Annotated in this window: 20 protein-coding genes; all 20 read right to left on the bottom strand. The window is 49.6% G+C overall.

Going from position 1 to position 20,460, the window contains the following annotated elements:
* Nucleotides 1–48: 48 nt before the first annotated feature.
* Nucleotides 49–276, bottom strand: coding sequence for a YlzJ-like family protein (locus tag ACE3MQ_RS20385; RefSeq protein WP_379396080.1), 228 nt, complete (start codon nt 274–276; stop codon nt 49–51).
* Nucleotides 273–1,040: a ClpP family protease gene (locus ACE3MQ_RS20380; RefSeq protein ID WP_379396078.1), complete on the bottom strand. Its 768-nt coding sequence runs from the start codon at nt 1,038–1,040 to the stop codon at nt 273–275. Before ACE3MQ_RS20380 ends, ACE3MQ_RS20385 begins: the two co-directional genes overlap by 4 nt.
* A 211-nt stretch (nt 1,041–1,251) precedes the next feature.
* Nucleotides 1,252–2,931 (bottom strand): ribonuclease J, encoded by a 1,680-nt coding sequence (locus ACE3MQ_RS20375; RefSeq protein WP_379396076.1) that lies wholly within the window; start codon nt 2,929–2,931, stop codon nt 1,252–1,254.
* 225 nt (nt 2,932–3,156) lie between these two features.
* Nucleotides 3,157–4,032 (bottom strand): 4-hydroxy-tetrahydrodipicolinate synthase, encoded by an 876-nt coding sequence (gene dapA / locus ACE3MQ_RS20370; RefSeq protein ID WP_379396073.1) that lies wholly within the window; start codon nt 4,030–4,032, stop codon nt 3,157–3,159.
* 26 nt (nt 4,033–4,058) lie between these two features.
* A complete protein-coding gene (dapG, locus tag ACE3MQ_RS20365; RefSeq protein WP_379396071.1) occupies nt 4,059–5,279 on the bottom strand; it encodes an aspartate kinase in 1,221 nt (406 codons plus the stop codon).
* 80 nt (nt 5,280–5,359) lie between these two features.
* Nucleotides 5,360–6,394 carry an aspartate-semialdehyde dehydrogenase gene (locus ACE3MQ_RS20360; RefSeq protein ID WP_379396069.1) on the bottom strand — a complete coding sequence of 345 codons (1,035 nt, stop codon included), beginning with the start codon at nt 6,392–6,394 and terminating at the stop codon, nt 5,360–5,362.
* 51 nt (nt 6,395–6,445) lie between these two features.
* On the bottom strand, nt 6,446–7,039 hold the full coding sequence (locus ACE3MQ_RS20355) for a dipicolinate synthase subunit B (RefSeq protein ID WP_379396067.1): 594 nt from the start codon (nt 7,037–7,039) through the stop codon (nt 6,446–6,448).
* Complete coding sequence (dpsA, locus tag ACE3MQ_RS20350) at nt 7,036–7,935, bottom strand: dipicolinate synthase subunit DpsA (protein WP_379396065.1); 900 nt, start codon at nt 7,933–7,935, stop codon at nt 7,036–7,038. Before dpsA ends, ACE3MQ_RS20355 begins: the two co-directional genes overlap by 4 nt.
* Before the next feature lie 177 nt (nt 7,936–8,112).
* The gene (gene dut / locus ACE3MQ_RS20345) at nt 8,113–8,562 is read right to left on the bottom strand and encodes a dUTP diphosphatase (protein WP_379396063.1); all 450 of its coding nucleotides are present in this window, start codon (nt 8,560–8,562) and stop codon (nt 8,113–8,115) included.
* Nucleotides 8,552–9,805: a M16 family metallopeptidase gene (locus ACE3MQ_RS20340; RefSeq protein ID WP_379396061.1), complete on the bottom strand. Its 1,254-nt coding sequence runs from the start codon at nt 9,803–9,805 to the stop codon at nt 8,552–8,554. Before ACE3MQ_RS20340 ends, dut begins: the two co-directional genes overlap by 11 nt.
* A 175-nt stretch (nt 9,806–9,980) precedes the next feature.
* Nucleotides 9,981–10,967, bottom strand: coding sequence for a polysaccharide deacetylase family protein (locus ACE3MQ_RS20335; protein ID WP_379396059.1), 987 nt, complete (start codon nt 10,965–10,967; stop codon nt 9,981–9,983).
* Nucleotides 10,968–11,144: 177 nt separating this feature from the next.
* Nucleotides 11,145–13,250: a polyribonucleotide nucleotidyltransferase gene (gene pnp, locus ACE3MQ_RS20330; protein WP_379396057.1), complete on the bottom strand. Its 2,106-nt coding sequence runs from the start codon at nt 13,248–13,250 to the stop codon at nt 11,145–11,147.
* A 266-nt stretch (nt 13,251–13,516) separates the two neighbouring features.
* Nucleotides 13,517–13,786 carry a 30S ribosomal protein S15 gene (rpsO, locus tag ACE3MQ_RS20325; RefSeq protein WP_110933072.1) on the bottom strand — a complete coding sequence of 90 codons (270 nt, stop codon included), beginning with the start codon at nt 13,784–13,786 and terminating at the stop codon, nt 13,517–13,519.
* 194 nt (nt 13,787–13,980) lie between these two features.
* Nucleotides 13,981–14,934, bottom strand: coding sequence for a bifunctional riboflavin kinase/FAD synthetase (locus ACE3MQ_RS20320; RefSeq protein ID WP_379396054.1), 954 nt, complete (start codon nt 14,932–14,934; stop codon nt 13,981–13,983).
* A gap of 34 nt (nt 14,935–14,968) precedes the next feature.
* Nucleotides 14,969–15,892 (bottom strand): tRNA pseudouridine(55) synthase TruB, encoded by a 924-nt coding sequence (gene truB / locus ACE3MQ_RS20315; RefSeq protein WP_379396052.1) that lies wholly within the window; start codon nt 15,890–15,892, stop codon nt 14,969–14,971.
* Entirely contained in the window at nt 15,889–16,866 is a 978-nt protein-coding gene (locus ACE3MQ_RS20310; protein WP_379396050.1) for a DHH family phosphoesterase, read from the bottom strand. Before ACE3MQ_RS20310 ends, truB begins: the two co-directional genes overlap by 4 nt.
* Before the next feature lie 17 nt (nt 16,867–16,883).
* The gene (rbfA, locus tag ACE3MQ_RS20305) at nt 16,884–17,237 is read right to left on the bottom strand and encodes a 30S ribosome-binding factor RbfA (protein ID WP_379396048.1); all 354 of its coding nucleotides are present in this window, start codon (nt 17,235–17,237) and stop codon (nt 16,884–16,886) included.
* 15 nt (nt 17,238–17,252) lie between these two features.
* Entirely contained in the window at nt 17,253–19,820 is a 2,568-nt protein-coding gene (gene infB / locus ACE3MQ_RS20300) for a translation initiation factor IF-2 (protein ID WP_379396046.1), read from the bottom strand.
* Complete coding sequence (locus ACE3MQ_RS20295; protein ID WP_379396044.1) at nt 19,813–20,136, bottom strand: L7Ae/L30e/S12e/Gadd45 family ribosomal protein; 324 nt, start codon at nt 20,134–20,136, stop codon at nt 19,813–19,815. Before ACE3MQ_RS20295 ends, infB begins: the two co-directional genes overlap by 8 nt.
* Nucleotides 20,129–20,443, bottom strand: a complete 315-nt coding sequence (gene rnpM, locus ACE3MQ_RS20290; protein WP_379396041.1) for an RNase P modulator RnpM — start codon at nt 20,441–20,443, stop codon at nt 20,129–20,131. The genes ACE3MQ_RS20295 and rnpM overlap by 8 nt, the downstream gene beginning before the upstream one ends.
* Between the last annotated feature and the right edge of the window lie 17 nt (nt 20,444–20,460).

Genomic DNA, 20,460 nt, shown 5'->3' with positions numbered 1-20,460 from the left:
CCTAGATGAATATTATACCATAATCACTGGGGGCAACCTATAGGACTCTTATTGATTATTTAATATAGGTACGAACGTAACTTGCTGACCAGGCGCAATTGCCGGATTTAAATAATCATCCAATGAGCAGCGCAGCAATCGGATAATGGTCGCCCTATTGTCCTGCTCCATTCTAACCTGCATCAAAATTCCGCCGAGCTCAATCTCTGTGTAGCTATCCGATACTTCCTTGTCGTCCCAGTATGCTTCTTCCGGCAAAATCGTATAATGAGTCATTGCGTAATTCCTCCCCCAGCCGATGTAACGCGCCGTGAATCGATCAATGCGTTTAGTTTGGACAGCCCTTGACCGATTCCACCGATGCCGTCAATCAGTCCATATTTAACCGCGTCCGTCCCGCCCACAGCAGTGCCGATATCCCGGTTCAGCTCTCCGGTCTTGAACATCAGCTCCTTGAATATGTTTTCGGAAATTTTAGAATGGGTCGTTACAAATCGTACAACCCTTTCCTGCATTTTCTCAATATACTCAAAGGTTTGCGGCACGCCGATAACCATACCCGTCATCCGGATCGGATGGATGGTCATCGTGGCGCTTTCAGCTATAAACGAATAATCGGAAGCTACCGCGATCGGAACGCCGATGCTGTGCCCCCCGCCAATGACGACCGTTACGGTCGGCTTGGTGAGCGAGGAGATCATTTCGGCAATCGCCAGCCCGGCCTCGACATCCCCGCCAACGGTATTCAGTATGATTAATATTCCTTCGATGCGAGGGTTCTGCTCGGCGGCGACCAATTGAGGAATCAAATGCTCGTATTTGGTCGTTTTGTTCTGGGGGGGCAGCACAAGATGGCCCTCAATTTGTCCGATAATCGTCATGCAATAGACATTGGATTCCCCGGGCGCAGGCACCGCTGTTTGTCCAAGCTGTTGGATCGCTTCCACTGCTGCTGCTGCTTTCTCCCCATCGGGGACTTGCGGTGCAGGCCCTGTTTCGTCGTTAGTCATTCCGTTCGGTTCCCGCTGTTGCTCTCTCATCCTTGACACTTCCTTTCGGCCGCTGGCCAGTAATTGTCCATCGTGAGGTTAGTATGCCTTGGCCTGCAGCCTTCATGCAGGAGTTCAAGAAAAAGAAAGCCCCCTCTCCTACAAGAAACCGTCCAATATTACCGGCAGGAGAAGGGGCGACTGCGTGCCCAACCTTAAAAGGCTAGAATATTAAATTATCCATATTTATTAATTATTGTACTTACACTTCCATAATGATTGGAAGAATCATTGGTCTGCGCCGTGTTTGCTCATAGAGGAAACGTCCTAGCGCATCCTTCACGTTCGTCTTTAATGAAGCCCATTCATTCACGTTCTCACTCATTAATTTCTCAAGCGTACTGGAGACGATCCGATTCGCTTCCTCAAGAAGTCCTTCGGATTCTCTTACGTATACAAAGCCTCTGGAAATAATATCTGGTCCAGAAACGATCGTTCCATCCTGCTTGCTCAGCGTAACGACGACGACCAGGATGCCATCCTGAGATAGCAGCTTACGGTCGCGAAGTACGATATTTCCTACGTCGCCAACGCCAAGTCCATCAATAAGCACATTGCCTGCCGGTACTTTACCCGCTTTGCGGGCTGCGCCGTTCTGAATTTCCACCATTTCACCGATATCGACCAGGAAGATATTCTCTGGATCGATTCCGACGGATTCGCCGAGCAGCGCGTGCTTCCGCAGCATGCGATACTCCCCGTGAACTGGAATGAAATATTTAGGACGCATCAGATTCAGCATCAACTTCAATTCTTCCTGACTGCCGTGGCCGGATACGTGAACACCGGAATTAGATCCGCTATAAATAACCTCGGCGCCGAGACGGAACAATTCATCGATCGTACGTCCCACGTATTTTTCGTTGCCAGGCACCGGAGTCGCGGCAATGATTACCGTATCTCCAGGTAAAATGTCCACCTTCCGATGAGTCGAACGAGCCATGCGCGTCAATGCCGACATCGGCTCGCCTTGGCTGCCTGTGCATAGTATTACTACGCGATCTGCAGCCATTTTGTTCACTTCCTCCGGCTCGATCAAGATACCATCCGGAACGTTCAAATATCCTAGCTCCGAAGCAATCGTCACGACGTTAACCATACTGCGACCGATAATCGTGAGCTTGCGATCCGTCGAATAAGCCGCGTCGATAACTTGTTGAATCCGGTGCACATTGGAAGCAAACGTTGCGACGACAACCCGCTGCTGAGCTTTGCGGAATATATCATCCAGCACGATGCCGACATTTTTCTCAGAAGGCGTAAACCCAGGCTTCTCCGCGTTCGTGCTGTCTGATAAAAGTGCAAGTACCCCTTTCTTGCCGATTTCTCCCATGCGGTGCAAATCAGCAAATTGATCATTGACTGGAGTATGATCAAATTTGAAGTCACCTGTGTGGACTACGTTGCCTTCCGGCGTCTCGATGCACACCCCAACTGAATCAGGAATACTGTGATTTGTTTTGAAGAACGTCGCTTTAAGCGTCGAACCTAACTGAACTTCCGAATCTGCATGAATGAGCACACGTTTCGTATCCCCAAGCAAACCGGCTTCTTTCAGCTTGTTCTCCACTAGACCTAGCGTCAATTTCGTTCCGTATACGGGAACGTTCAAATTTTTGAGCACATAAGGCAATCCGCCGATATGGTCTTCATGGCCGTGCGTAAGCACGATGCCCCTTACTTTGTCACGGTTCTCCGTTAAGTAAGTGATATCGGGAATGACGATGTCAATGCCAAGCATGTCCTCTTCTGGAAATTTAAGGCCAGCATCAATCACAACGATGTCATTGGCATACTGAACGACGTACATGTTCTTTCCGATTTCCGCTACGCCGCCCAATGCAAAGATCGTCAATTTATCATTATTCATTTTTTTGGACAAGTGAATCTAACCCTCCTAGTTATTTGGACGTTATATATTTCGTAAACATTAAATTTTTAAATCACCGCACCCAGTCACTTGAAATCATTATACATGATTAAAATGGCAAAAAACAAGTCAACGCTTTTACACCTAGTTAACGTTACCTTATGCAATCGTGAAAAAACCGATGCCTCAACACGGGCATCGGTTTTTGGAAGAAGAGCACATTTTTAACTTTTTCCTTTAGGAAAGCAGATTTCGGATAAACGCAGCCTCTTCCTCCGTAGGCGGCACAAGCGGCAAGCGTACAGAGCCTACGGCAAGACCAGATTCGTTTAAAGCGTATTTTACGGCAACCGGATTCGGAACCGGATGCGGGCATTCAAACAACCCTTTAAATACCGGAAGCAACCGCTGATGCAGTTTCGCAGATTCTGCAACCTGGCCGTTCAGGAATGCCTCGATCATATCTTTCATCTGCAGACCTACGATATGGCTAGCTACGCTAACAATTCCATACGCGCCGACGGACATGGCCGGAAGCGTCGCAGAGTCATCTCCAGAATAAACTTTAAATCCTTCAGGGGCTCCAGATACGATCTGGGCAACCTGCTCCAGCGAAGCGCATTCCTTCGTTGCTACGACATTCGGCAGCTGGGCCAAACGAAGAGTCGTCTCAGCGTTCAGGCTGATAACTGTACGGCTTGGCACATTGTACAGCATGACCGGAAGCTTCGTCGAGCGAGCAATTGCTTCGAAATGACGGTAAAGACCTTCCTGGTTCGGCTTATTGTAATACGGAGCGACGAGCAGCACTCCGTCAACGCCGCATTTCTCTGCTTTCTCTGTCAATTGAATTGATTCTGAAGTGTTGTTGCTGCCGGTTCCGGCAATAATTTTGCAGCGTCCCTTGGCCTGCTTAACAGCAAATTCGAAAAGCGAAATTTTCTCTTCCTCACTTAATGTGGGAGACTCTCCTGTCGTACCGCAAATGACGAGAGAATCGGACTTCTGTTCTTCGATCAAATAATCCATGAGTCGAGCCGTCTGATCCCAATCGATAAGCCCTTGGGCATCGAAAGGAGTTACCATGGCTGTAATCAATCTTCCGAAATCCACGTTGTGTCCTCCTCCAAAATAATTCGCTAATGGGCAAGCTCGAATTTGGCATGCAGCGCTCTTAGCGCCTGCACCATATCTTCTTTATTGACGAGCACCCATATCGTCGTGTTTGAGTCCGCAGACTGCAAAATTTGTATTCCTTGCTCCGTTAACGCTTCAACGATTTTAGCCATAATTCCGGGAACTCCGTTAATCCCGCCCCCGATAACAGAAACTTTAGCGCATCCGCTTAATATGCGAGGGCGAAAGCCCATCGATTCCAAAATCGTGGATGCTTTGTCAGCATCGCTATCAAATACCGTATAAACGACACCCGTTGGGGTAACATTAATAAAATCGACGCTGATCGCATTCTCTGCCATCGCTTTGAATACCTGAAGCTGCAAATTAGCTTCGGATTGAACAGTTGATTGCACCGTAATCTGAGTTACATTTCCGACGTACGCGATCCCTGTGACATATCTGTCGACTACTCCGGTTTGCACGTCCCTGAAGCCTTCCGGGTTGGCAACTAGCGTTCCTTCGCCCTGTGAGAATGTGGAGCGCACCCGAATCGGAATTCCGGATTGCATAGCAATTTCCACAGCACGGGGATGAATGACCTTAGCCCCCTGATGGGCCATATTGCAAATCTCAGCGTAACTGACATGCGGAAGGGCCCGGGCATCCTCAACAATTCTCGGATCGGCTGTCAATATACCGTTAACATCCGTATATATATCGACCATTTCCGCGTGCAGCGCCGCACCCAGCGCCGTTGCCGAAGTATCGCTGCCGCCACGTCCTAATGTCGTAAATTCGCCGTTCAGGTTCTGTCCTTGGAATCCGGTTACGATAACGACGTCCCTTTTCTCTAATTCTTCAAGCACGCGGGAAGGGACGACATCGAGTATTCGGGCATTGCCAAATTGACTGTCCGTTCTGAACCCGGCTTGCGCTCCCGTCAGTACGGTAGATGAGATGCCTTCACGCTGGAGCAGGCTGCTTAGCATGCTTGCGGATATGATTTCACCGCAGCACAGCAGTAAATCCTGCTCACGCGAGGAAAGAGATCCCCCCGTCTGCTCCATTAGATCAAGCAGCGTATCCGTTGCATAGGGATCTCCCTTCCGACCCATGGCTGATACTACAACGACAAGCCGGTAGCCGTTATCCAGTTCCCGGCGAATGTGTGAAATGACATGCCCTCTCGCTTCAGAGGTAGAGAGGGATGTACCGCCGAACTTCTGCACCATAATGTGCATGTGTATTCCTCCAGTATGATGGCGGAGTAAAGATTACTTCATTCCGTCTTACTTAAAATGGACTGACTTCTGCAGGCGAATTACGCCCGAGCTGCAACGATTTCGGCAATTTGAACGGCATTCCATGCGGCACCCTTGATCAGGTTGTCAGATACGATCCACATGTTTAAACCGCGTTCATGTCCAAGATCGCGACGCAAGCGACCTACAAATACCTCTTTCCGGCCAGCTGCTTCTGTAGCCAATGGATATGCCTGAGCTGCCGGATCATCCACGAGCTTTACGCCTGGAGCATTAGCCAGCAGAGCCTTTACTTCTTCGAGGTCATAATCATTTTTCAGCTCAACATATACCGACTCAGAGTGACCGTATACGACAGGAATCCGGACGCAGGTTGCTGTCACATCAATAGATTCGTCTCCGAAGATTTTCTTCGTTTCACGAACCATTTTCATTTCTTCCAGCGTATATCCGTTATCCTGGAATTTATCGATTTGCGGAATCGCATTAAAGGCAATTTGGTGCTTCACTGGCAACGATCCAACCGGCAAAATATCCGGCGTAACTTCATTGCCTGCCAACACTTCCTTGCTTTGGCGAAGCATCTCGTCAATTGCGCTGGCGCCGGCACCCGATACGGCTTGATATGTGGACACGATAATACGTGAAATGCCATAGCGATCATACAGCGGCTTCAATGCAGCTACCATTTGCGTCGTGGAGCAGTTGGGATTGGCGATGATGCCTTGGTGCTCCGAAATCTTGTTCTCATTCACTTCAGGCACGACTAACGGCGCTGTTGGATCCATCCGGAAGGCATTCGTATTATCAATACATACAGCGCCATGACGTACAGCGTGCGGAGCAAGAGCTTTGCTGACATCGCCGCCTGCACTGAACAAGGCGATGTCGATTTCTTCAAAGCTGTCCGGGCCAGCTTCCTCAACGGCAATTTCCTGTCCCTTGAAAGTAAGAACGGTTCCTGCGGAACGAGCCGAAGATAATAGCTTTAGCTTATCAACTGGGAAGTCTCTTTCTTCCAACAATTTGATAATCTGCTCTCCTACGGCTCCCGTCGCTCCTACTACGGCGACATTAAATTTCGTTTTACTCATCCGGCACGTCTCCCCTTCTATAAAAAAACTATTTATGTGAATAAAATGAATCTATTGCCTGAATCGCTCAATAATGAGTGGCTGGTACTGCTTGCCTTCCAGCGCCGCATATGCGGCCTCGGGGATGAGTTCCATTCTGGCTACAAGCGAGTTCGGCTTGCCGGTCGGATTATCCTGACCGAACGGAACGAAATAAATATTCTTAGCCACAATCAGCTTGGCGATATTCGCAAGGTTAAAGCCTAAGCCGTCATTCGTCGAAACAGCTAGCACAACCGGGCGGCCATTGCGCAGTTGAGCCTTTGCCGCCATTAATACCGGGCTGTCCGTCATGGCATTTGCCAGCTTGCTTGTCGTAGTTCCCGTGCAGGGCGCAATAACTAATACGTCCAGCAGCTTGCTGGGCCCTAACGGCTCTGCTTCGACAATTGAAGAAATGATATCATTCCCCGTTATTTCTTTCAACTGTTTGCGCCAATCTTCCGACTTGCCGAATCGAGTATCCGTCATCAGCACCGTTTGGGAAATAATCGGAATCACTTTGGCGCCTCCATCGACGAACCGCTGTATTTGCGGCATGACTTCAGCAAATGTGCAATGCGAACCCGTTATCGCATAACCTACCGTTTTTCCCTGCCAATTCACATTTCATCCCCCCGTAAATGGAACTCTTCCGATATCGACTGACAAATCGTGTTCGCCATGATGATTCCAGCCGTCTTGGGAGCGACGATTCCAGGTAAACCGGGGGCAAGAAGCGCTTTGATTCCCCGCTTCTCCGCATAACGGAAATCCGTCCCGCCTGGAGCCGATGCAAGGTCAATAATGACCACATTCCGGGGTAATTTCGATATGATTTGCGCTGTGACTATCATAGTCGGAATTGTGTTAAAAATCAAGTCGATTTCCCCAGTATAAGCGGCCAAATCCGTTGATACGAAAGGCTTCCACCCCATCTGAACCGCCCTGGCAGCTTGATCCCCCCGCCGGATCCCCACCTTCACTATTGCTCCCAATCCCTGTAGGGTTTGCGCCAGGGTAAACCCCGTTCTACCCAAACCAAGCACGATGCAGGTAGAGCCATGAATCGTAATGTCGGTATGCTGAATAGCCATCATTAAGGCGCCTTCAGCCGTCGGAATCGAGTTGTATATGGCAACATCATCGCGTTCAAGCAGCTCAATTAATTTGAAACTGAATTCGGCGGCCATGCGTTTGAGCAAGCTTTTGGCCATCCCTGTATAGACCGCCGTCCCTTCCCGGATTGCCGCAAACATTTCTTTATTCATCACGATTTTTTCCTTGGCGAACGGCGCATCAATTATACCTTGGTCATCGCAGCCGACCACCGGAAGCACTATGGCGTCGGCATTCATTAACAGGCCGGGCGACAGCTTCTCAAGCGAAACTCCGGAGAGAGGAGGCTCCAGTTGATCGAAGCCGACTACTTTGACTGCAGCATCAAGCTCTGTACACTTATTGATGATTTCGATCTGCCGCGCATCCCCGCCGATAAACACTATAGTTAGTCCGGTAAGCATCGTGGACGTCCTCCTTCCAAGCTAACACAGTATAGACTATCTTATGCCGCCGCCTAGCAAGTGGTGAAACCGACTTCCCCGGCACTAGATCATAAAAAAAAAGCTTGCCAGTCTCCGTACATCATGTACAGAGCCTGCAAGCTTGTTCTACTATCCTTCCAGTAGGCTATGACATATTTAATTTCTGCCTGTATGGCCGAATCCGCCAGCACCGCGTACGGTAGCGGACAATTCATCCACCTGAATCAAATTCACCTCGGGAACGATCTGGAATACCATTTGGGCAATGCGCTCTCCACGCCGGAATATAAACGGTTCATCCCCGTGGTTGATCAGCAGCACTTTAATTTCTCCACGGTAGTCCGCATCGATTGTACCGGGAGTATTCAGGCAGGTAATGCCATGCTTGAACGCCAATCCGCTGCGCGGGCGAATTTGCGCTTCCAGGCCTGCCGGCATAGCAAGGGCGAAGCCGGTCGGTATTAAGGTACGATGCCCTGGATGGAGCACGACTTCATCCGTAATCGCGGCATAGAGATCAAATCCGGAAGCCAGCTCAGACATCTTACGCGGTAGCTCAATATCTTCATTTCCTGCTAATCGGTTTATTTGGACTTCATACAACAAGTTCATCTCTCCTTATTCCTGACAGTACGCGATCAGAAGAACCGACCATAGCTAAAGCGTAGGGCTGCTTGAACATCCCCCGCAGCACATCATCGATATCCTCCATCGTCACAGCTTCGATTCGTGAAATAATTTCATCCAGCGTAAAATGGCGTCCAAGCATAAGCTCGTTTTTCCCAAGCCGATTCATTCGGCTGCTCGTGCTCTCCAAACTGAGGATCAGACTGCCCTTCAGCTGCTCCTTCCCTTTGCTTAATTCACTGTCTGTAAGCCCGTTAAGGGATACGTCATGCAATATTTCCTTGGTCAGCTCCAGGACATCCTTTGTTTGCTTCGGTGCCGTACCCGCATATACCGTGAACAGGCCGCTATCCGCATGGGAGCTATGGTAAGAAAACACGGAGTAAGCCAGTCCCCTCTTCTCGCGGATTTCCTGGAACAGCCGAGAGCTCATTCCGCCGCCAAGAGCATTGTTCAGCAGCACCATGGCATACTGGTTTTTATCGCCGATTTTCAGCCCGGGAAAAGAGAGGCAAATGTGGTTTTGCTCGGTTTTTTTGCGATGGAATTTCATGCCGCCGAGAAACTCGGGGACGGTCAATACGCTTTCCGTTCCCCTAGCGCTAAACCCGCCAAAATGCTCCTCCAGCAGCTCAATAATGCTATCATCATAATTTCCGGCGATGCTGATAACCGTATTATCGATCGTATATTTTTCGCGCATATAGGCCTTAAGATGAGAAGAATCCATAGCTTGCAGCTGCTTCTCCGTTCCAAGAATAGGCAAAGCTAAGGGGTGGCTGCCATACGCTGCCTCGGATATAAGATCATGCACCATATCATCCGGTGTATCTTCATACATAGCAATCTCTTCCAGAATGACATTTTTCTCTTTGCGCAGCTCTTCCGCATCGAATAACGATCTAAAGAACATATCGGACAATACATCGACCGCAATGGGTAAATGCTCATCCAAAACTTTGGCGTAGTAGCAAGTATACTCCTTCGACGTGAAGGCATTTACGTTACCGCCTATAGCATCAAACTGTTCGGCGATCTCTTTTGCATCGTACCGTTCTGTTCCTTTAAAAAGCATGTGTTCAATGAAATGGGAAATGCCGCCTAAATCGGGACTTTCGTTCCGTGATCCAGTCTTGACCCATATGCCGAACGACACCGAGCGGAAGGTTGGAATTTTCTCCATGACTACCCTCAGGCCGTTTTTAAGTTGCGTTTTGTGCACGAAAGGCCCTCCTAAAAAGTTTTACGAAGTAAAGCTTACTTCGAAAGCATACGCTTTGTTTTGCGAAGCTTTGTCTCTGTGTACTACTTCGCAGCAGAACTCGCTTCGAAAGCATATGCTTCATTTTTCAAACTCCGTGAAATCATCATTATCCTATCAAAAAAAGCAAGATTGCTCAACTCCCCGGCCTGATGACGCGATCGCTCGACAGCGTTTCCTCAACCGTCCCAAGCACAAGCCCCTTTTCGCGAATGACAGCGATCATTTCCTTCAATGCCCGGCTGGACGAATCTGTCGGATGCATCAAAATCAGTGTACCCGGGGCAATCTTATTCGCTATTTTCTGGACGATGCTGGACGGCAACGGCTTTCTCCAGTCGACCGTATCCAGCGTCCAAAGCACGGTTTTTAATCCATGGTCAGCGGCCTGCCGGACAGTACGCTCATTAAAATCGCCGGAAGGCGGCGCAAACCAGCGATTGTCCACGCCAAGCTCGCTTTTTAACAAATCCTTCGTTTTGGATATTTCCATTCTGGCCCGATAATCCTCCAGTTGACTCATATTGGGATGAGAGTAGGCATGATTCTCCAACTGATGCCCTCGCTTCTGGATTTCCTTCGCCAGCTCCACGTTTTTCTTCAGCCAGCTGCCATCTAGAAAAAAAGTAGCCTTGACTTTAGCCTCATCCAGCGTATCCAGCATCGGCACAATATACTCATTGCCCCAGGCGACATTGATCATCAAAGCAACCATCGGCTTATTCGGATTCCCACGGTATATCGGCTCGGCCGCTAAATCCTCCAAATTAACGCGCGGCTTCGTTTCCCGGTACTGATAAGGAATTTCCGAACCCTGCGGGAGTGCTTTCGCTTTCTCGTATGTCTTATCGATATCGACTTCAAGTCCGTTATAACCCGGGATTGCCTTCCAAACACGGTCTATCACCGCATCTACAGGCTCCTCCCGGCGTTTAGCCGCTTCCTCCCGAATGATTGCCATCAGTTCATCGTCAGTGCCGGCATCTGAAAATAATCGGAATGCGTAATCACCGCTCTGCCTGATCAAGCTACCTTCCAAAAATGTGCGAACTCCACCCCATTGCCAAAATGCAAATACGACAACGATCCCGAACGCTATCGCGATGAATTTATTCCGATTCATGGCAGGCCCATCCCTTCACCCCGGTTTTGTCCTCATCATATGAAGACAAGTTCTGTAATATGCAACTAACCAGGTTGCCCATGAGCAAAAGAGATAAAAACAGGCAAATTAAAAAAGAGCCAGAATATGGCATTCTGTCTCTTTTCCCGCACATTTTGTCATAAATATGGGGTTTGCTTAGGATGTTGGTTTGGCGGCCTCTGCAGTTAATACTGCTTTGCGGGAAAGATTCACGCGACCTTGCTGGTCGATTTCCGTAACCTTAACAGTTACCGTATCACCGATTGCGACAACATCTTCCACCTTAGCAACACGTTCCGTAGAGAGCTGTGAAATATGAACCAGACCGTCCTTGCCCGGCAAAATTTCTACAAAAGCACCGAACTTTTCGATCCGTTTGACCGTACCTACATAAATTTCTCCAACGACAACTTCCTTCACGATGCCTTCGATGATCGAACGAGCTTTATTGTTCATCTCTTCATTCGTGGAAGCGATAAACACACGGCCATCCTGCTCAATGTCGATTTTTACGCCGGTTTCTTCAATGATTTTATTGATGATCTTACCGCCGGCACCGATCACATCGCGAATTTTATCCGGATTGATGTTCATGATGAGAATTTTAGGCGCATAAGGCGACAAGCTTTCCTTTGGCTTCTGGATGCGTTCCATCATTTTGGACAGGATATGCATCCGTCCTTCTCTTGCCTGGGATAATGCGTCAGTTAAAATTTGGCGGTCGATACCGTCGATTTTGATATCCATTTGAATGGCAGTAACTCCATCCGGTGTACCGGCGACCTTAAAGTCCATGTCTCCCAAATGGTCTTCCATACCTTGAATATCGCTGAGGATCGACACCTGATCTCCATCCTTGATCAGACCCATCGCTACCCCGGCTACCGGAGCTTTAATCGGAACGCCGGCATCCATCATCGCGAGCGTGCTTGCACAAATACTTGCCTGAGAAGTGGAGCCGTTGGATTCCAGCACCTCGGAGACAAGACGAATTGTGTAAGGGAACTCGGTTTCTGGCGGAATGACTTTGGACAACGCTCTTTCGCCAAGAGCACCATGTCCTACTTCACGACGTCCTGGCGCACGCAGCGGACGAGCTTCGCCCACGCTGAATGGCGGGAAGTTGTAGTGATGCATAAAGCGTTTGGATTCTTCCAGATCGATCCCGTCTAGAATTTGCACATCGCCTAGAGCTCCTAACGTACAAACGCTGAGCGCCTGGGTTTGACCGCGTGTGAACAGGCCTGAGCCATGCGTACGCGGCAGCAGGTTGATGTCGCATTCAATCGGACGGATTTCATCCAATTTACGGCCATCCGGGCGAACTTTATCATGAGTAATCAGTCGGCGCACTTCTTCCTTCACGATATCATGGAGTACCTCCATAACATCCTTTAGAAGCTCTGGAGATTCTATGTACTTCTCCTCAAAATGAGCCATGGTCTCATCATTAATCGCATCGATCGCATCCTGGCGGGCATGTTTCTCGGCGACTTTTACCGCTTCGACAAGGCGAGCCGCTGCAAATTCGCGAACCTCACGATTGACTTCAGCATCTACGGCATGGAGCTTCACTTCCATCTTCTCTTTGCCGGCTAGATTGACGAGCTCTTCGATGACGGCCACGATATTCTTAATTTCGTCATGACCGAACATGATTGCCTCAAGCATAACTTCCTCAGGCACTTCGTTCGCTTCCGCTTCCACCATCATAATGGCATCCTTCGTACCGGCGACCACGACATAAATATCGCTTGCCTCCTGCTGGGCAATATCGGGGTTAATCACAAACTGCCCGTCCACGCGTCCAACAGCTACGCCGCCAATCGGGCCGTTAAACGGGACATCCGAAATGCTGAGCGCCGCTGAAGTACCGATCATTGCAGCAATTTCCGGCTCGCAATCCTGATCAACACTCATAACCAGATTTACGATTTGCACATCATTGCGGAAGCCCTCCGGAAACAGCGGACGAATCGGACGGTCGGTTAGACGGCTCGCCAAAATCGCTTTCTCGCTTGGACGGCCCTCCCGCTTAATGAAGCCTCCCGGAATTTTACCTACGGCATACAATTTCTCCTCATAGTTTACGGTAAGCGGAAAGAAATCAAGATCTTTCGGCTCGGACGATGCAGTTACCGTACACAGAACGGCTGTATCGCCGTAGCGTACCATAACGGCTGCATTAGCCTGTTTAGCCAAACGGCCGGTCTCCAGTATAAGAGGTCTTCCTCCCAACTGCATTTTCACATGATTCTCCATGAAATCCCTCCTTATTACAAATAGAAATTCGTTATAGACTTCATTATTTCCTCCTTTTGCCCAAATCATAAACGAAGTTGAATAAGATTGGAGGAGGAGCGTAGAAATCTGTCCCTATTCACAACAAAAGCTCCTGAAGGAGCTATATATACGTGAAAAGCAAAGCGTATACATTCTATAACTGTTAAAAAGCAACCCGACTGCCACCGTTCGCTGAAAATAGCGCATCCGGCGGCAACCAGGCTGCTTTAGTTAACCACGAGAAATTAACGACGCAATCCGAGCTTCTCGATCAAAGCGGAGTAACGTCTTACGTCTTTGTTCTTCAGGTATGCCAACAGCTTACGACGTTGGCCGACCATTTTCAGAAGACCGCGACGGGAATGATGATCCTTCTTGTGCGAGCGCAAGTGTTCGGTCAAATTTACAATGTTCTCCGTAAGGATAGCAATTTGCACCTCTGGTGATCCTGTATCGGATTCATGAGTTTTGTGCTCTTCAATCAGTTGTTGTTTGCGTTCTTGAGTCAATGCCATCCTGTTCACCTCCTTTATCTAATCGCCATTAGCCTCGTCGTCGGGCGGTGAGGTCCGGTCAACCAAGCTAAGGTTATGGCTGCTATGATGAAAATACCAATCTCCACCATGAACAACGTAGATCAGTATACCATAAATAATGAACGATTGTAAATGCTACTTGCACTTATCCGCCCAAAAATCGGCATATTAGCCTATTCAACAGCAAGCAGCAGGCTTTTTGCCGTATTCGCATCCTTACTAATTTGGGCGACAAGCTCTTCGATAGAGCCGAACTTTCGCTCCTCGCGAATGAATTCTACCAATTCTACAGATAGAGATTTGCCGTATAAATCCCCGCTAAAATCCAATAAATGAATTTCCAAAGACGGCATTGTTTTATCGTTATGGAAGGTTGGCTTGACTCCTACATTCATTACGCCTGGAAGCCACTGTCCTTCATGGTTTACCCGTACAGCGTAAACACCCTTTGTAGGCAATACAAAATGTTCATTCGGCTTCAGGTTAGCGGTAGGGAATCCAATTTTGCGGCCCCGCTTCTCACCATGCATCACCGTTCCTTCAATCGCATATCTACGGCCCAGCCAGCGTGCGGCAAGCTGCACATTTCCCTCCATAAGCGCTCTGCGTATTCCAGAGCTGCTCACCTTTTCTCCATCGATCAGAAAGGGAGGAACCGTGCTTACTTCCAAAGTGTTGCCGCTAAGCTCCCGCAGCATCCCCGCATCCCCTTCCCCACGATAACCGTAGCGGAAATCAAAACCGACCACAGCGGTATGAACCTGGAGCGGAACGAGTACGCCGGATACAAAGTTTTGAGGGCTTACTTGCGAGAATGCATCATTAAATTCCACAATATATACGTAATCTACGCCCAGGCTCTTCAGAATTCGCTCTTTTTCACGAGGGGGCGTCAAGTATCCATCGTAATCGCCTTTTTTCATGACTTCTTTCGGATGAGGATGAAAGGTCATCACCGCTGCCGGCAAGTTCACGGATGCTGCAAGCCGGACAGCCGATTCGATCACGCTCACATGCCCCAGATGCAAGCCGTCAAACTGGCCGATCGCCAGTACTTGCGGCTGGGCGCTGTTGTCAATAATCTCTTTGGTAAGAGGGTAGGTTAGATTCATCGTTTCCACTATCATTTCACCTGCAATTTCACTCGGATTAGCACGCTATTCATTCTGGCGGGAATACTTTGACAGGGGTAATCGCCCCCGTAGACTCCTCACCGCGAAAAATGCCCAAAAATTGTCCAGCTGCACCATACAGCCGGATATTCTCCCCCCACCGCACCGGAGGCTCCAGCAGCCTGGAGGAAAGCCTTTGTCCCTGTAAAGCCTGCTTTACCTTCTCCTCTGGAATGCGATGTGCCGGCAGATGGCTTACCGCCTCATCAACCGGGATGAGCCGCCCATTCAGGGTACCCTCTGCTGCAAGAGCCGCAATTTCCTCAAGCGTCAGGCACTGCTCCTCCGTTATGCCCGCTGAGATCGTTCTTTTCAGCTCAGCCATGGCGGCAGGCACCCCCAGCGCACGACCGATATCGACGCAAAGCGTACGGATATATGTCCCTTTAGAGCACAGCACGCGAAAAGAAATCGACGGGTAGTCACCGTTAGGCTCATAGGAGATCAGCTCCAGCTCTTCGATCGTGACTTCCCTGGCCTTACGCTCCACCGTTTTGCCTTCACGGGCTAATTCATAGAGTCTTTTCCCGTCCTGCTTTAATGCAGAATACATCGGCGGCACCTGGGAAATCGTTCCGATAAATTGATGAAGAACCGCTCTCACTTCTTCCTCGGTAACGCGCAAGCCTTGCTTCCGCTCGATGACAGTGCCTGACATATCCTCCGTATCGGTGGAGACACCGAGCAGCAGCCTCGCCTCGTACTCTTTGGGAAGCTCCTGCAGGTACTCGACCATTCTGGTCGCGCGCCCGAGACAGAGCGGAAGCACACCCGTCACAGCCGGATCCAGGGTGCCGGTATGTCCGATCCGTTTCATTTTTAAAATGCCGCGGGTTTTGGCGACTACGTCGTGTGAGGTAAACCCTGCTGGTTTATGGACAGCAAGTATTCCTTCAAAGGACTTCGGCTTCATAATCGAGACTTCACCTGCTCTACAATCTGCGAGACAATCTCATCCAGGCTGCCTTGCATACGTACTCCTGCCGCCCGTACATGTCCGCCGCCGCCAAAGCTTTGAGCCACAGCAGCTACGTCGACCTTACCAGCAGATCTCATGCTGACCTTCACGGCATTTTCGTCAATAACCTTAAATAATAAGCCAACCTCTACCCCTTGAATGTTGCGGGGATAATTTACGATGCCTTCCAAGTCCTCATGAATGGCGCCGGATTGCTTCATGTCCTCGTCGTCTATCGTTACCCAGCTTATTTTGCCATCCTCACTCATTTGCAGCCCGTTCAAGGCTCTCGTCAACAAGCGAATTTGGGGGAGTGTCATCTCTTCCAGCAGCAATTGAGACAATCCAGGTCCATCTACCCCGTATTCCAACAAATCGGAAGCGATAGCCATTACTCTTGGAGATGTGCTGGAATAACGAAAACCACCCGTATCTGTAAGGAGGCCCGTATAGATTGCAGTAGCTGCATCATGGTTCAGCTCGATATCCAGCCATTTTACAAGATCATACAACACCTGCACTGTAGCAGCAGCATCGGGTACGATGAAGTTAATGCTCCCGAATCCATCATTCGTAGGATGATGGTCGATGTTCAAGATTTGCGCATCCGACGCGAAATACTCATCCGTCTTTCCAACTCTGCGGAAATCTGCGCAATCCACACATATGATGTATTTATAGGACTTGCCCAGAGGGCTTACTGACAGATCCATGATGCGATCCGAATGCAGCAAGTAAGACATACGCTGAGGAATCGGTCCTTCATTGACCATAACGTAATTCTTACCCAGACATGAGAGAAGCCAGCCCACCACAAGGGTGGAACTGACTGCATCTCCGTCCGGCTGTACATGCGACACTACCAGGAAATCATCATGATCCTTCAGAAACTGCTCTACCTGTCGGAGCTCCTGTTCATTGGTCTGCATTGCCGTCTCCTTTAAATTCATTTTTCCTCGTCTTGCGTAATCTCGCCAAGCAGCTTCTCTATACGGCTGCCGTATTCAATCGATTCATCAACTTTAAAAATCAACTCTGGTGTGTGGCGCAAACGCATCCGCTTGCCAAGCTCAGTCCGGAGAAATCCGATCGCTTTCTCCAGCCCTTTCAGCGAATCCGATTTCTTCTCCTCATCGCCAAAAACGCTAATGTACACTTTTGCCTGCGATAAATCGCTTGTAACGTCTACGCCGGTTACCGTGACAAATCCGATCCGGGGATCCTTGACTTCATTCTGAATGAGCAGGCTGAGTTCTTTCTTAATCTGTTCGCCTACACGGCCACTACGATTTTTAGCCATTGTTGTCACCTCACCTTACTTCCGTTCGACGGCCTCCATAATAAATGCTTCAATGACGTCGCCCTCTTTGATGTCATTAAAGTTATCGAGTGTAATACCGCACTCGTAACCTTGGGCGACTTCCTTCGCATCGTCTTTGAATCGTTTGAGTGAATCAATTTTACCTTCATATACGACGATACCGTCGCGAATGAGGCGGGTTTCGGCATTGCGCGTAATCTTGCCGGAGGTCACCATACAGCCGGCGATCGTTCCCACTCTGCTAAGCTTAAACGTATCGCGGATCTCGGCATGACCGATGACAACCTCTTTATATTCGGGATCGAGCATCCCTTTCATGGCCTGTTCAATTTCTTCAATCGCTTTATAGATAACGCGATGGAGACGAATATCTACCTTCTCTTGCTCGGCAGTGGCCTTCGTCTGGTTGTCCGGACGAACGTTAAAGCCGATCACGATCGCATTAGATGCTGCAGCAAGAATGATATCTGATTCGGTGATGGCACCAGCGCCGCTGTGAATGATTTTCACCCGTACGCCTTCCACTTCGATTTTCTCCAATGAGCCTTTAAGCGCCTCAACCGAGCCTTGCACGTCCGCTTTAATGATGACATTCAGATCTTTAATTTCGCCATCCTTAATATGACGGAACAAATCGTCGAGCGTAACGCGCGTATTGCCGCCAAGCTCGGATTGACGATGAGTAATCGCACGCTTCTCGGCAATGGATCTAGCTTTGCGCTCGTCCTCGAATACCATGAACGGATCGCCGGCCAGCGGCACTTCTGTTAATCCCGTAATTTCTACCGGCGTAGAAGGCCCTGCTTCTTTCAGACGGCGGCCTTTATCATTGACCATGGCCCGAATGCGTCCAAAGCAGTTCCCGGCAACAAAAGCGTCACCAACCTTCAGCGTACCGTGCTGCACAAGCACGCGAGCAACCGGGCCGCGGCTCTTGTCCAGCTCGGCTTCGATCACCGCTCCGCGAGCGCGTTTGTCTGGATTCGCTTTGTACTCATTGACCTCTGCTACAAGCAGAATCATTTCCAGCAGGTCTTCCAGTCCCATTCTTTGCTTCGCAGACACGTTAACGAAGATGGTATCGCCGCCCCATTCCTCGGGAACAAGACCGTACTCGGTCAGCTCCTGCTTAACCTTATCCGGGTTAGCCGTCGGTTTATCAATTTTGTTGACGGCTACGATAATCGGAAGGCCAGCGGCTTTGGCATGATTCACCGCTTCTACCGTTTGCGGCATGACACCGTCATCCGCGGCTACCACGATAATCGTAATATCCGTTAATTGCGCACCGCGGGCACGCATCGCCGTAAACGCTTCGTGACCCGGAGTGTCCAGGAATGTAATCTTCTTGTTGTTAATCTCAACCTGGTAAGCACCGATATGCTGGGTAATGCCTCCAGCTTCGCCGCTGCTGACATTCGTTGAGCGGATCGCATCGAGAAGCGTTGTTTTACCGTGGTCTACGTGGCCCATAATCGTAACGACCGGAGGACGCTCCAGCAAATCCGCTTCATCATCGTTCTCTTCAACCGTCTCGAAGCGATCTTCCTCTACCGGAATTTTCACTTCAACCTCAACGCCGAACTCTCCAGCTAGCAGCAGGATCGTGTCGATGTCCAGTTCCTGGTTGATCGTCGCCATGACGCCGAGCATAATCAGCTTCTTGATGACTTCTGAAGCGTCTTTATGCAGCAGCTTCGCTGCTTCGCCAACCGTCATATTGCCGCGAACGATGATTTTCTTCGGCGTATTATCGATTTTCTCGCGTGGCGGCTGCTGCGGCCCCTTGCCGCGGCCGCCTTTTCCACCGCGATTGTTCTTATAGTTCCCCGGTCTATTATCATCAAAGCGTCTTTGACCTGGTCTGTTATTATTATTTCCCTTGCGTTGGCCTTGACCTTGACCTTGGCTTCTGCCAGAGGAGTAATTGTCATTATTCGACTGAGCCGGACGTGCCGGAGCTCCTTGGCTGCGATTGCCTGATGTCTGGGCTGGCCGGGAAGCGCCCGAATTTGCATTTGCACGTTGTCCGCCGGTCTGCTGCGAACCACGGTTTCCTTGGGAATTGTTCCGATTGCCCTGCTGATTCCCTCCGCTAGGACGATTGCTTCTCTCTTGTGTGGCTTGAGCTCCCCCCGCCTGGGAGGATGTATTTGCATTACTCGTTCTATTATTCATACTTACCTGCTTTTCTTGTTGATTTTTGGTGTTGCCTGGCGCACTGCTGCCCGTTCTAAGGTTCTGACCTTGATCTTCACGCTGGCCGGCACCTGCACCGGCCCCAGTTTTCGGCGTTTGGCTTCCTCCTGCGGAAGCTGGTGCCGACGATTTAGCTGGAGATTTAGTAGGTTCAGAACCTTCCCTTTTGGCCGCGGCATTGCTTTTAATATCTTTGAAAAACTGCTCTACCCGCGAAACGGCATCATTCTCCATCACGCTCATGTGATTGTTAACCGGAATATTAAGCCGCTTAAGAATCGTTATAATTTCCTTACTGCTCATATTGAGCGATTTCGCATATTCATATACCCTGAGCTTATCTTTGTTTTCTTGTTTACTCAATATACTCCACCTCCGACGTTTTCACGATCGTTTTCCGAATCATATCGGCAAATCCCTGATCCATCAGAGCCAGAACAACCCGTTCCGGCTTCCCCACACTTGAGCCGAGCTGTTCCCGGTCATATCCGATGATCAATGGAACTTTGTAGGTTGCGCACTTGTCACGAAATTTCTTGTGAGCATTTCCAGACGCATCCCCTGCAACGATGACGAGCTTAGCCTCTCCGGAGCGAACAGCCTTAAGGACACTCTCATCTCCGGTGACTACTTTGCCTGCTCGCATCGCTAGACCAAGCCCGGACAGCACTTTACTCATCGGCATCCTCTTCCCGATCGCGTTCAGCGATAAAGTCATCCTCTACCGCCAGGAAGTCTCGTGCCAATTGCTCATAAACCTCTGCGCCCACCGGCGACTTCAGCGCTCTGTCTAGGGCCCGATTTTTATGGGCCAGCTTGAAACAGGACGCCTGGCCGCATAAATAAGCGCCGCGGCCCGATTTTTTGCCCGTTAAATCGATCGAAACGTCTCCTTCGGGAGAACGCACAATGCGAATCAGCGATTTTTTGGGCTTCATTTCATTGCAAGCCACGCATTTGCGCAGCGGGATCTTTCTAGGTTTCATTTCCTTCGCCCCCGTCC

The organism is Paenibacillus lentus, from assembly GCF_042714055.1.
In the GTDB taxonomy this organism is placed as follows: Bacteria; Bacillota; Bacilli; order Paenibacillales; family Paenibacillaceae; genus Fontibacillus; species Fontibacillus lentus_A.
Note: the sequence above shows the minus strand (reverse complement) of the source record. Positions and strands in the feature narration are given on the sequence as shown.

Coding starts and splice junctions, on each gene's coding strand:
- ACE3MQ_RS20385 (WP_379396080.1), bottom strand. CDS start 276: ATGACTCATTATACGATTTTGCCGGAAGAAGCATACTGGGACGACAAG.
- ACE3MQ_RS20380 (WP_379396078.1), bottom strand. CDS start 1,040: ATGAGAGAGCAACAGCGGGAACCGAACGGAATGACTAACGACGAAACA.
- dapG (WP_379396071.1), bottom strand. CDS start 5,279: ATGCACATTATGGTGCAGAAGTTCGGCGGTACATCCCTCTCTACCTCT.
- ACE3MQ_RS20360 (WP_379396069.1), bottom strand. CDS start 6,394: ATGAGTAAAACGAAATTTAATGTCGCCGTAGTAGGAGCGACGGGAGCC.
- dpsA (WP_379396065.1), bottom strand. CDS start 7,935: ATGCTTACCGGACTAACTATAGTGTTTATCGGCGGGGATGCGCGGCAG.
- ACE3MQ_RS20335 (WP_379396059.1), bottom strand. CDS start 10,967: ATGAATCGGAATAAATTCATCGCGATAGCGTTCGGGATCGTTGTCGTA.
- pnp (WP_379396057.1), bottom strand. CDS start 13,250: ATGGAGAATCATGTGAAAATGCAGTTGGGAGGAAGACCTCTTATACTG.
- rpsO (WP_110933072.1), bottom strand. CDS start 13,786: ATGGCATTGACTCAAGAACGCAAACAACAACTGATTGAAGAGCACAAA.
- ACE3MQ_RS20320 (WP_379396054.1), bottom strand. CDS start 14,934: ATGATAGTGGAAACGATGAATCTAACCTACCCTCTTACCAAAGAGATT.
- truB (WP_379396052.1), bottom strand. CDS start 15,892: ATGAAGCCGAAGTCCTTTGAAGGAATACTTGCTGTCCATAAACCAGCA.
- ACE3MQ_RS20310 (WP_379396050.1), bottom strand. CDS start 16,866: ATGCAGACCAATGAACAGGAGCTCCGACAGGTAGAGCAGTTTCTGAAG.
- rbfA (WP_379396048.1), bottom strand. CDS start 17,237: ATGGCTAAAAATCGTAGTGGCCGTGTAGGCGAACAGATTAAGAAAGAA.
- ACE3MQ_RS20295 (WP_379396044.1), bottom strand. CDS start 20,136: ATGAGTAAAGTGCTGTCCGGGCTTGGTCTAGCGATGCGAGCAGGCAAA.
- rnpM (WP_379396041.1), bottom strand. CDS start 20,443: ATGAAACCTAGAAAGATCCCGCTGCGCAAATGCGTGGCTTGCAATGAA.